The following is a 12,530-nucleotide window of genomic DNA, read 5'->3' as shown; positions in this document are numbered from 1 at the left end:
TTCTTCACCTCAACGTTACTTCAGTTTAATCTTAATATCCTTTTCTTTACCATCTCTATAGATTTTAGCTGGTAATGTTTTTAAATCATCTTTATGATTAAAAATAATTTGTCTGTATCTAAGATTATCTTCTAATTCTTTACCATCTAATTCTACTATGACATCATTTTTTTGCAACCCAGATTTTTCACCTAATGAATCTTTTTTAACTTCACCTATAAATACGCCTTTTTTAACGTCTTCTGGTAAATTAATAGATTGCTTTGTAGCCTCATCAATATCTCCAATATTAGCAATCTTTACGCCAGTGTTAGGATATTTGACTTCACCTTTAGCTTCTAACTGCTTGGCAATATCTTCAGCGTCATTGACTGGTATAGCAAAGGCGATACCCTCAACATTATCCATATCTATTTTTAGTGATGCTATACCTACTAACTTACTATTTCTATCGATAACTGCACCACCTGAGTTACCTGGATTTACAGGTGCATCTATTTGAAAAGCGCTCATTAATACATCATATTGATCATCTTTATTGATATCTACTGGTATGTGTCTATTCAAACCTGAAATAATACCATCAGATATACTTCCTTTAAAGTCTACACCTAAAGGATTTCCTACTACTATGATTGGTTCACCTAGTACTAAAGTACTGGAATCACCTATTTTAATCGGTTTCACTTTACTATCTGATTTTACTTTAGCCTTAACAACAGCGATATCTGAATATTTATCCGTTCCAATAACTTTTCCAATAGAATAGTCATCATTACCATATGTAATCTTTTGCTCTTTTTTATCTCCAACCACATGTGCGTTGGTCATAATAAAAATAGAGTCGCCCACTTTTTTGTAGACGACACCTGAACCTAATTCATTTTCTTTACCTGCTTCTTGTGTCTCTTTTTCAGCAGAAGTTCTATCATCACTCGTATCATTTTCAACAGTTACTACGGAATGAATTGCACTGTTCGCACTTTTCATTGTTGTTGTATAAGTCTTATCTTTATTTTGATTATCATGAAAAACATGATCATTTGAAGTGCCATTTTCATCAACATTTTTGAATATAGCTTGTATGAGTGTCAGTAAAACAATAACTGCCACAACAATTAGAATTTTGGCCCAATGTTCAATAAAGAAAGCCTTAACTTTATCAAGTGTGTTAGTCGTATTTTGGTGCTTAGTTTCAGTATTAGAATTCGAATATTCCCTAGAACTTTTTTGTTGTGAAGTTTGCTCATCATTATTCAAATAATAATCAACTCTTGATTGTTGCGCATTTTCTGAATAAAAATTCTGTTCTTGTTCTTTTTTAGGTGGGACATGTTCTTCATTTGACGATGTACTGTTATTTTGAGTCTCGCTCTCAGTGTGTACTGATTTTGAATCTATTTTATTTTCTTCCTCCACCATATCATCGTTTTCATTATACGATTGATTGATATTATTTACTGAAGTTGTTTCATTATGCTGTGTGTCTTCTTGCTTATGTTTGGAATTCCGCGCTGCAGCAATTGCTTGTTGTTGCTGAATTTCTTCTTTTGTTAGCTTTTCAATACGTGCTTTTCTTAAATTTTCTTTCACACGTTCTTCATTATTTTTAGCAAGTATTTCAGCTTTTTCTTCACGCTGTTTTCTAGCTTTACGTTCTTGTTGCACACGTTGTTCCCGTTCCTCGTTATGAAAGTATTCACGTCGTTTACGTCCATACTTTACTTTTGGGATGACATGTTTTTTATTTTGCGTCACAGTAAGCCCCCCTATTCCTTTTGATTACAATTCTATTATGACATAACATATATAATTTTTCTGCTTTATTTTGTCATATAAAGTTAGCATACTACAGATTATAGTCTCTTTTAGTAAAAAATTCTAACTTTATCACATATAGAACAAAAAAGCCTGAGTCATAGATTTTATGACTCAGGCTTACATATATTATTTATGTTCTTTTTTATTATTTTTAACAGATGTTAACCAACCGATAATTACAAGTGCAATCATAACCGTCCAGAAAATTGATTGCCATAATACACTGTGTGGGAAATGTTCTGGTAATATTTTAATATCAGGGTGTGCTAGCACCATGATTACTAATTTAATACCTACCCAACCTACAATCGCAAATGCAGCGCCTTCTAAACCAGGATATTTGTTCAATAGATTTACAAACCAAGTGGCTGCAAAACGCATGATGATCACACCTAGCATACCGCCTAGGAACATGACTGCAAATTGTCCAAGGTCCATACCACCAAAGTGTATACCAACAGTAGGTAAAGTTACTGCAATAGCAAGAGCAGCTAACATGGAATCAATCGCAAATGCTATATCAGCAAATTCTACTTTTAATACTGTGCCCCAAAATGCTTTAGGACTTGCATGTATTTCCTCGCCCGATTCATCATAATGATGATCATCAGTACCATCCTCTTTTTGATGGTCTTTTTCTTTAAAGAATGATATGAGATTTTTGATCGACATGTATAATAAGTAAATTGCGCCTAGCGCTTGAATCCACCAAAAATGTGCGATAATGCTTATTAAGAATAAAGAAATAAAACGGAAAATAAATGCACCTAACAGTCCATAGAACAATGCTTTTTTACGTTGTTCAGGAGGCAAATGTTTAACCATAACTGCCATAACAACAGCATTATCTGCTGCTAATAAACCTTCTAAAAATACCAGTACTACTAGAACCCATAAATAAGGTAAAATCAAACTCGGATCCATTTAGGACAACTCCTTTAGTTTTTTTACATAAAAATAGAGACCTAAGCTAAGTAAATGCTACACACATTTTAATCATATACACTCACTAAAGTAAATTAAACTTTCGGTCTTATATAATTTGTATGTTTGTAACATTTATAAGCAAAGGTCTCACTCGACAGTGTTTTCCTGCCCATTTTACCGGAAACATTTAACGTTTCGTAATGACGACAAAATGACTATGTTAAAAAGATATATAAAACAGATATTTTATAATGATATTACTATCTCATATATCTCTTTAAAAACAGTTGAGTTACTCCCCTCCGACTACAAAGTCATAGGTATTCTATTAATAATATAGTATTATACACAATTAATCATGTTATAACAAACTGTATAATTTAATTTCTGGAAATTTTTCTTCAAACCATCTCGTTGCAAATTCATTTTCAAATAAGAAAACGTAATTATCATAAACATCTTTAACTAATATAGAACGAGAAGAACTCATTTTATCTTTAATATCTTCTTCATTTTCAATCCATCTTGCAATTTTTGGACCAACTGATTCCATGATGACATCAACATTATATTCATTTTTAAGTCGATGTTCAAAAACTTCAAATTGTAGTTGACCAACTGCACCAATAAGAATTTGATTAGTATGCAATGCTTTATAGTATTGAATGGCACCTTCTTGAACTAACTGCTCAATCCCTTTATGGAAATGTTTCTGTTTCATGACGTTTTTCGCAGAAACTTTCATAAATAATTCTGGTGTAAACTGTGGTAATTCTTGGAAACTGAATTTTTGGTTTCCACCTACTAATGTATCTCCAATTTGGTAATTACCCGTGTCATACAAGCCTATAATATCTCCAGCGACTGCATGATTAACAGTTTCTTTGTCATCAGCCATAAATGAAGTTGAACGTGTTATTTTTTGTTTCTTTTTAGTTCTTTGTAACGTAACATCCATACCTCGTTCGAAAGCGCCACTAACAACCCTCATAAATGCAATTCTATCTCTGTGTTTGGGGTCCATATTCGCTTGAATTTTGAAAATAAAGCCTGAAAAATCTGTATCATATGGTGTAACTTCAATATCTTCTTTCGTTTGTCGAGCACTTGGCATAGGTGCATGGTCAACATAAGCATTCAAGAAATTTTGTACACCAAAGTTTGCTAGCGCTGATCCAAAGAACACTGGTGTTAAATCACCTTTTCTCAAAGCTTCATTATCAAATGTTTCTCCCGCTTCTTCTACCAACATTAATTCTTCGATTGCTTGCGTAAAGGCGCTATCATTTTTAATTTTATGATCTTCTTCCAATTCATAATCATCATTTAAATGAAGCACATTTTGTTCATCTCTAAAAGGCTCAATCGTATGTGTATCTCGATCAATGATACCAAAGAAATTTTGTCCCATACCCACTGGCCAATTCATAGGATATGTTTCGATTTCCAATGTAGACTCGATTTCATCCAATAATTCAAACGGTTCTTTACCTACTCTATCTAATTTATTGATAAATGTGAAAATAGGAATGCCTCTCATTTTACAAACTTTAAATAATTTTAAAGTTTGCGGTTCAATACCTTTTGCACAATCTATAACCATTACAGCGCTGTCTACGGCCATTAATGTTCTATATGTGTCTTCAGAAAAATCTTCATGTCCAGGTGTATCTAAAATGTTAATTTTGTAATGATCATAATCAAATTGCATCACTGAACTTGTAACTGAGATACCACGTTCTTGTTCAACTTTCATCCAGTCACTTGTCGCAAATTTACCACTTTTTTTACCTTTTACAGTCCCTGCTTCTCTAATTGCACCACCAAATAATAGTAACTTTTCAGTTAATGTGGTTTTACCAGCATCAGGATGGGAAATAATCGCAAAAGTTTTTCTGGATTCTACTTCTTCCTTTATACTCATTTGTTCTCTCCTTTAACTCTCAAATATCGATTGACCAATATCATCAGCAATTTGTACTGCTGTTGACTCATCAAGTAACGTAAACAAGTGTATCACAAGTTCCTCCTTGATATCATCATCATTTAACGAAGTATCAATTTCTAATGACCAATTTAAGTCTGGTATTGCCAAAAGCAAGACTTCATCGTTATCATTTTTATAAATATAACTACGGACTGTTACATCATTCAGACTGATAAGCCTAATTTCCAATAGGGCCACCGCCAAACTTTTTATAAGCTGCTTCTAAACCGATTAAATCATCTCTATGTGGTACTTTTACATGACCAGGCATAATTTGGTAAGGTTCACGTCCCTTAGAAGCTAAGACAACTGTATCGCCAGGATTAGCAATTTCAATAGCATGACGAATCCCCTCTGCACGGTCTTCAAATTCTATATAATTATTATGTGTTGCGCCCTTAGCGAGTTCGCTTGTTAATTTTTTAGGATCATCATTTGCTGGGTTGTCTGGTGTAAAAATAACGTAATCCGCTCTACAAGCAACGCGCCCCATTTCAGGTGTTTTGCCCATATCTCTTTCTCCAGCCATACCGCACAAGAAAATTAATTTTTGTTTTGCAAAAGGTTTCACAGCATCTATAAGTTTATCCATACCATCTGCTGTATGTGCATAATCAATAATTAGATTAATTGGCAATTGGGGGTCTAAAACTTCAAGTCGACCTTCAACAGGTTCTAAGTTTTCTACGGCTTGAATAATTTCTTCTAACGTAGCACCTTTTGCCCAAACAGCTATCATTGCAGCCATAATATTAGAAACGTTGAAGATGCCTACATAAGGTGACTTTACAGGAAATGTACCTTCAGGTGTATTAAAATCAAACGTTACGCCTTGTAATGACTCATTAATATTTTCAGCCATAAATTGTGCACATTCATTAATGCCATAGGTAAAGACTTCATAAGGTGTAACTGAAGCTAAATATTCTGAAAATCTATCATCTTGATTTAAAACAACATATTTTTCTTTTGATAAATCTTCACCTAACTGGCTGAATAATAATGATTTAGCATGACCATAAGCTTCCATTGTGCCATGAAAGTCTAAATGATCTTGCGTTAAATTTGAAAATACCGCCACATCAAAATTAACGCCACTTAAACGTCCTAATGATAAACCATGACTTGATACTTCTAAAGTCATGGCCTGTGCTTGCTTTTCTACAGCTTCATGAATTTTTTTAGTTAGCGCAACTGTTTCAGGTGTTGTGTTTGTGCCTTTAGATTTTTCCTCATTAATTTGGAAACCATTAGTACCTAAATAAGCACTACCTTTATCTAATTTTCTATATATATGGTGTATCATTGTCGCTATAGATGTTTTACCATTGGTCCCAGTAACACCATATGTAGTTAGTTGTTTACTTGGATAATTAAATAATACATTTACGAGTAAACTGGCAACGCGCAACGTGTCAGGAACGATAACTTGTGTTACATCACCTTTCAACAATTGTTCATGATTTACTACAATGACTTTACAGCCTTGATTTACAACATCTTGACAAAATTTATGACTATCGACTGTATAACCTTTAGAAGCAACAAATATACTTCCTTCTTTAGCAGTACGCGAGTCTGTTGTTATATCATTAACATTCATATCTAATGTACCTATCACTTGTTTAACTCTTATTTTTTTAAACAACTCATTTGCATTCAACATTAACCGCTCCTTTATTTCCAATACTTCTATTATACACATTTTCAGTTGATTTTATAGAAACTAATATTGCTAATTATTTCTTTCTCTACTATTATATATTTTTCGTTTTCATTTAAAAAATTTTATAACTATCATGAGCATAAACTAGATTCAGTTTGTTAATCATATGTAATTAATTGTGTAGATTTTCTTTTTTATTTGTTTAGTTTCTTTTAAGGTCGCTTATTTTAATAGAAAGCGTGGTATGGTATACATATAGAACAATCTAAATTTAGCGTGATATAATTTTAAAAAATAAGTATGAATCATTTTCTATGCGTTTGTAAAATGATATAATCTCTAATAATTATGTTTTTTCTTTCGCATGACAATAAAATGCGTTAAACTTAGCATGAGCTAAATTTATACTATTGGAGGGTGACTCAAAATGGTTACTCGTAACAAAAAAATATTGATTATTACTGGTTCTTTTGGTAATGGACATTTACAGGTTACTCAAAGCGTAGTAAACCAATTCAATGAAATGAATCTAGACAATTTAACTGTCATTGAACATGATTTATTTTTAGAAGCTCACCCAATTCTGACTTCTATATGTAAAAAGTGGTATATCAATAGTTTTAAGTATTTCAGAAATATGTACAAATCTTTTTACTATAGTAAACCTGACCAAATAGACAAATGTTTCTATAAATATTATGGATTAAATAAATTAATTAATTTATTACTAAAAGAAAAACCAGATTTAATATTGTTGACCTTCCCTACGCCAGTAATGTCTGTATTAACTGAGCAATTTGATATGAATATCCCAATTGCCACAGTTATGACAGATTATAGATTACAAAAGAATTGGGTTACACCACATTCTCAAAGGTATTACTTGGCAACTGAGGAATTAAAAGATGAATTTGCTGAAATAGGGATCCCAAGACATCAATTAAAGGTTACTGGCATTCCAATTTCTGATAAATTCGAACAAGATATTGACCAATCTTCATGGTTACGTCAAAATAATTTGAATCCAGATAAACCTACAATACTTATGTCCGCAGGTGCTTTTGGCGTTTCAAAAGGATTCGGTCAAATGATTAGTGATATTTTGACTAAAAGTCCACAATCACAAGTAGTCATGGTTTGTGGTAAAAATAAAGAGTTGAAACGCACATTATCTAGCCAATTTAAAAATTATGATAACGTACTTATCTTAGGTTATACAAAACAGATGAATGAATGGATGGCATCAAGTCAGTTGATGATTACAAAGCCAGGTGGCATCACGATTTCTGAAGCACTAACCCGACAAATTCCAATGATTTTCTTAGATCCTGCACCTGGTCAAGAGTTAGAAAACGCGCTTTATTTTGAAGAAAAAGGTTACGGCACTATCGCTTATTCACCTGATGAAGCTATTCAACAAGTAGCGTCATTAACAAATCATCCAACTTCACTAGTAGAAATGTCTAAAGCAATGAGTGAATCACGCATTCCATATTCAACATATAAATTATGCAAAGATTTATTAGATCTTCTAGACCATTCAACACGTTATGAAGAAGTTTATGGAAAGGTTCCTTTATATGCAAAGCTCTTCGTTAAATAATACTAACTACAATTCAAGTACAAATTTTATTATTATGTTGATTATTTTATTTTTAATGGAGTTTGCTAGAGGTATGTATGTGTTGAGTTATTTAGCATTACTTCCAACGGCAACTTCTATTGCGGTAGGTGTTACATCTATCGCTATTTCTATTCACTTTATTGCTGATGCAACAACCAACTTTGTCATAGGTTTTTTACTTAAACGCTTAGGTACAAAGCTTGTTTTGACACTTGGATTTTTATTAGCGTTTGGTAGTTTGTTTTTAGTCATTTGGTTTCCTACATCACCTATCGTGCTAATCACAAGTGCAATATTGCTAGGTATCGCCGTGAGTCCTATTTGGGTCATTATGCTTGCAAGTGTTGATGAAAATAATCGTGGTAAACAAATGGGCTATGTTTATTTCTCATGGTTACTAGGTTTATTAGTTGGAATGGTTGGAATGAACTTAATCTTTAAATTCCATCCAACACGTTTTGCTTTTATGATGTCATTAGTCGTACTGATTGCATGGATTCTATACTATTTCGTTAAAATAAGACTGACTAATTATAATACAAGACCTGTAAAACAACAGTTAGGTCAAATTGTAAATGTGACTAAACGCCATTTAATTCTGTTTCCAGGTATTTTATTACAAGGTGCTTCCATCACTGCCTTAGTACCGATATTACCTACATATGCAACGAAAGTCGTGGGCGTTTCAACAGTTGAATATACGATTGCAATTATTATTGGTGGCATAGGTTGTGCCATTTCTATGTTGTTTTTATCTAAAATTATAGACAACAATGGTACATTATTTATGTATGGTATCATTTTTAGTGGATTTGTTTTATATACTTTAATGATATTTGCGTTATCTATTATTACGGATATTAAATTAGTTTGGGGCTTGGCATTATTTATCGGCCTAATGTATGGCATCTTGTTACCTGCATGGAATACTTTTATGGCAAGTCATATACACATGGATGAACAAGAAGAGACTTGGGGCGTGTTCAATAGTGTACAAGGTTTCGGCTCTATGATTGGTCCACTCGTAGGTGGTTTAATCACAGAATTCTCTAAATCTGTTAATAATACTTTTTATTTTTCAGCATTAGTATTTTTATTTTTAGCAATATTTTATGGTATTTATTTTGTTAAAAATAAACAACAACACACACACACTTAACTATATTTAGTAATGTTCAATATACAAAAGAGTCGCTATCAAGTTTTTAGATAAATTCTAAAATGATAGCGACTCTTTTAAAGTTTCAATATTATCATTGATTGAAATGATAACTTTATATAAAAAAATTATGCAAAATTAAAATTCTCTAAGACTTTCCATTTTTCCGCACTTTCATCGTAATAAACTAAAGAAAGTTGCTCAATTGCTTCTTTATAGTCAATACCCGCTAAGTTCAATTGACCAAAAATGTCTTCGAATTCTTGACTAGTTAAACCTTGTGCAATTGTAAAATGTGGTACAAATGGATGTTCAGGACGACCATAAAAATCACCACTATTGAATTGATTAAATAATTTTTCTAAATTGTCTGTTTTGGCAACTTTAAAATAAATTACATTTGTAATTGGCGCAAAGTTTGAAGCCTTTGTCGCGTGTACTTCAATAGGTGGTATCCCCTCGATTCTTGATTTGATTGTCTCTTTGACAGCGTCAAGATCACCTTCGTTTATTTTAAAATGCTCTTTAATCGTAATGTGTGGCATTATCGTTGCATAGTGAGCATCATAACGTTTACGGTATGCATTTACTTCATCTTGAAACGCTTTTGACGGAATTAATGCTAATCCTAAAATCATTTAAATTCCTCCTTTGTTTAACATAACTACATTATATCAAATTTCACAAAAATTCGTTACTTTTAACTAAATTTCCTACAGATAATTAAAAAGAAATATTATCTGATAAAAAATATTTTAATAAATCTTCTAATAAATGTTTCCAAGATTTCCATCTATGACCACCATCAAACTCTGCATAATGATAAGTTATATCACTATGTTCGATAATCGATTTAAGCTGGCGATTAGGTGTTAAAAAATCCGCTTGCTTACCTGTCGTTGGTAAAGCAAAGTTTTTTTCTTCTAATCCAACAGTATGCCATATTGTCAATTGTTCTTGAAATTGACATCGTTCGATTAATGTTTGTATCACTTCATCATGTTGAGGACTCAATAGTCCCACTTGGCTAAAAATTCTCGGATAAGATAATGCAGTAATCAAAGCTGCACTTCCAGCTAAGCTGTCACCTAAAATAACTCTGCCATTGCCTACTTTATACGTTGGGAATTGAGCATCTATAAACGGTAAAATTTCATTCGCCATACATTTTACAGTTAAAGCTGTTTTTGCTCCTTGGGGATGAAATTCTGCTCTTCTTTTTTCAACATCTTCATAATGAAAACCTACAAATATTGCTCTTTCTACTTCATTTGCTTCCCATAATTTTTCATATGTTCTGTGTATTCTGCCAAAGCTAAAAAAGTCTAAACCATCAAAACAAAAGACGACTTTGTATTTAAATAGTTCTGTAAAATCTTTAGGTAAATAAATAGATAGTGTAATATCTCTATCTAATATGTCACTAGAAAAATTAATCTTATTAATTCGCCCTGCTTGAAAATTGTCCATAAAATAATGCGCCCCCTCGTAGTCTTAATGACATTGTATCAAGAGACGCAATATTTTAAAATAACTCGCTTTTTATTTGTCTAAGTGACATATTATTTTTAGTCGTTAATATCCTCTTTTTTTAGACGTTCAGGATAATCTTCCAGCCAAAATACAGCATTAGGTACTTTTTCAGGGTCTGGTTTATAAATAGCTTTTTTACCCGATCCTAAACGTTTTTTCTGCAATTCATAATCTTTCAATGCGCTTATAGCTGGTTTGTGTAATAGCCAAATTGCAATGATATTAAGCCAGGCCATCATACCTACACCTAAATCTCCCATTAGCCATGCAATATCTGCTGTTTTCACTGCGCCATAAACGGTTGCAAGAATTAATACAATTCGCGTTATATTGATAAATATAAAGGAAGTCCTATAATTTGCGTTTCTTGTTAAGTATGCAATATTGGTTTCTGCAATATAGTAATAAGCCAATATAGTAGTAAAGGCAAAGAAAAACAAAGCAATTGCTATAAAATAAGATCCAAATCCAGAGAACGATGGATCAAAATGATAACTTCCACCTTGTAATGCTTTGTCTATACCTGCTTGTGCGTACATTGCGGTTCCAGAATAATCTTTATCTCCATTTGACATTTCAACAAAGATACCATTATCTTTAATTAAACTTGCTTTATCACTTGGTGTGTTACCGCCATCCGTTACATTATATGTACCAGAAAGCAAGATGATTAATGCTGTTGCAGTACAAACAAACAAAGTATCAACGTAAACTGAAAACGCTTGCACTAAACCTTGTTTTGCTGGGTGTGATACCTCTGCTGCCGCAGCTGCATGTGGTCCTGTACCTTGTCCAGCCTCATTTGAATAAAGACCTCTTTTGACACCTATTTCAATCATTGCACCTACTATCCCACCAAAAGCAGCTTCCATACCAAATGCGGATTTGAAAATTAATGCAAATAAAGAAGGAACCGCTTCAATATTGAGTATGATAATAATGACCGCCATTAAAATATATAATACTGCCATAAATGGTACAACTGCAGTCGCTGCATTAGCAATCCATTTTATTCCCCCAAAAATGATTAAGCCGATAATAATTGCTAAAAATATGGCTACAATCCATGGATTTAATTGAAATGCATTTTTCATAGAACTAGATATAGCATTTGATTGAACACCTGGTAATAACAATCCGACTGAAATCACAGTGACGATTGCAAAGATCAAGCCATATATTTTACCCAGTTTCCCCTTTATACCATATTCAATATAAAATGCTGGTCCACCTCTATATTGTCCCTTTTCTTCACGTTTATATATCTGACCTAATGTCGATTCTATAAATGCACTACTCGCTCCTAAAAATGCTGTTGCCCACATCCAAAATACGGCTCCCGGTCCACCAATAAATATCGCTGTTGATACCCCTACAATATTACCAGTACCTACACGACCTGCTAACGATAATGCGATTGCTTGAAAACTTGAAATACCTGTTGGTGACTTTTCCCCTTGAAACATAAGTCGAATCATTTCTTTAAAGTGTCTTACTTGGAAAAATTTCATAAATAGTGAAAATAATATACCAGTGATTAACAAACCATAAACTAATGGTTTGCTCCATACTATGTCATAGAGCCAAGTTAAAAAACCTTCTATCATAACGTATCCCCCTTGTTATACCATTAAAGAAAATGATATTTTTTAATATTATACACATATGTTATGTTCCGCGCAACGCATTATATAAGTTATTATTTTCACAAAATATATATTTCGTTATGAATTTTTTGCATAAATAACATTAATGTATTTAATATTTATATTATCTTATAATGCACTACGCATTACTGTTTTCCCTTTGTTAT

10 protein-coding genes are annotated in these 12,530 nt (G+C 32.5%); 2 read left to right on the top strand and 8 right to left on the bottom strand.

All coding sequences use genetic code 11. The features are described from left to right. Positions 1-15: 15 nt before the first annotated feature. From KA873_RS03970 to KA873_RS03950, 5 genes are all read right to left on the bottom strand, one after another. A complete protein-coding gene (locus tag KA873_RS03970) occupies positions 16-1,758 on the bottom strand; it encodes a S1C family serine protease (RefSeq protein WP_107505155.1) in 1,743 nt (580 codons plus the stop codon). Positions 1,759-1,947: 189 nt separating this feature from the next. After that, positions 1,948-2,745: a TerC family protein gene (locus KA873_RS03965; RefSeq protein ID WP_107384871.1), complete on the bottom strand. Its 798-nt coding sequence runs from the start codon at positions 2,743-2,745 to the stop codon at positions 1,948-1,950. 364 nt (positions 2,746-3,109) lie between these two features. Further along, positions 3,110-4,672 (bottom strand): peptide chain release factor 3, encoded by a 1,563-nt coding sequence (locus KA873_RS03960; protein ID WP_107384872.1) that lies wholly within the window; start codon positions 4,670-4,672, stop codon positions 3,110-3,112. Between the two features lie 12 nt (positions 4,673-4,684). Next, positions 4,685-4,933, bottom strand: coding sequence for a YueH family protein (locus tag KA873_RS03955; RefSeq protein ID WP_267896363.1), 249 nt, complete (start codon positions 4,931-4,933; stop codon positions 4,685-4,687). After that, on the bottom strand, positions 4,914-6,398 hold the full coding sequence (locus tag KA873_RS03950; RefSeq protein WP_107505157.1) for a UDP-N-acetylmuramoyl-L-alanyl-D-glutamate--L-lysine ligase: 1,485 nt from the start codon (positions 6,396-6,398) through the stop codon (positions 4,914-4,916). Before KA873_RS03950 ends, KA873_RS03955 begins: the two co-directional genes overlap by 20 nt. Positions 6,399-6,828: 430 nt before the next feature. Here KA873_RS03950 and KA873_RS03945 point away from each other — a divergent pair, with 430 nt between their 5' ends. Further along, positions 6,829-8,004: a diglucosyl diacylglycerol synthase gene (locus tag KA873_RS03945; RefSeq protein WP_019469081.1), complete on the top strand. Its 1,176-nt coding sequence runs from the start codon at positions 6,829-6,831 to the stop codon at positions 8,002-8,004. Further along, positions 7,982-9,184, top strand: a complete 1,203-nt coding sequence (ltaA, locus tag KA873_RS03940; RefSeq protein WP_181187540.1) for a lipoteichoic acid biosynthesis MFS flippase LtaA — start codon at positions 7,982-7,984, stop codon at positions 9,182-9,184. Before KA873_RS03945 ends, ltaA begins: the two co-directional genes overlap by 23 nt. A gap of 128 nt (positions 9,185-9,312) precedes the next feature. Here ltaA and KA873_RS03935 read toward each other — a convergent pair whose 3' ends face one another. The 3 genes from KA873_RS03935 to KA873_RS03925 form a co-directional block, all read right to left on the bottom strand. After that, complete coding sequence (locus KA873_RS03935; RefSeq protein WP_019469079.1) at positions 9,313-9,822, bottom strand: YjcG family protein; 510 nt, start codon at positions 9,820-9,822, stop codon at positions 9,313-9,315. 85 nt (positions 9,823-9,907) lie between these two features. Then, the gene (locus tag KA873_RS03930) at positions 9,908-10,654 is read right to left on the bottom strand and encodes an esterase family protein (RefSeq protein WP_107504550.1); all 747 of its coding nucleotides are present in this window, start codon (positions 10,652-10,654) and stop codon (positions 9,908-9,910) included. A gap of 98 nt (positions 10,655-10,752) precedes the next feature. Next, entirely contained in the window at positions 10,753-12,324 is a 1,572-nt protein-coding gene (locus KA873_RS03925) for an alanine/glycine:cation symporter family protein (protein ID WP_107384688.1), read from the bottom strand. Between the last annotated feature and the right edge of the window lie 206 nt (positions 12,325-12,530).

It is taken from the genome of Staphylococcus sp. GDY8P45P (assembly GCF_017892745.1).
In the GTDB taxonomy this organism is placed as follows: Bacteria; Bacillota; Bacilli; order Staphylococcales; family Staphylococcaceae; genus Staphylococcus; species Staphylococcus cohnii.
This window is presented reverse-complemented; position numbering and strand designations above follow the sequence as displayed.

Excerpts from the sequence above, each read along its gene's own strand:
- KA873_RS03965 (WP_107384871.1), bottom strand. The coding sequence starts at position 2,745 with ATGGATCCGAGTTTGATTTTACCTTATTTATGGGTTCTAGTAGTACTG.
- KA873_RS03960 (WP_107384872.1), bottom strand. The coding sequence starts at position 4,672 with ATGAGTATAAAGGAAGAAGTAGAATCCAGAAAAACTTTTGCGATTATT.
- KA873_RS03945 (WP_019469081.1), top strand. The coding sequence starts at position 6,829 with ATGGTTACTCGTAACAAAAAAATATTGATTATTACTGGTTCTTTTGGT.
- ltaA (WP_181187540.1), top strand. The coding sequence starts at position 7,982 with ATGCAAAGCTCTTCGTTAAATAATACTAACTACAATTCAAGTACAAAT.
- KA873_RS03935 (WP_019469079.1), bottom strand. The coding sequence starts at position 9,822 with ATGATTTTAGGATTAGCATTAATTCCGTCAAAAGCGTTTCAAGATGAA.
- KA873_RS03930 (WP_107504550.1), bottom strand. The coding sequence starts at position 10,654 with ATGGACAATTTTCAAGCAGGGCGAATTAATAAGATTAATTTTTCTAGT.
- KA873_RS03925 (WP_107384688.1), bottom strand. The coding sequence starts at position 12,324 with ATGATAGAAGGTTTTTTAACTTGGCTCTATGACATAGTATGGAGCAAA.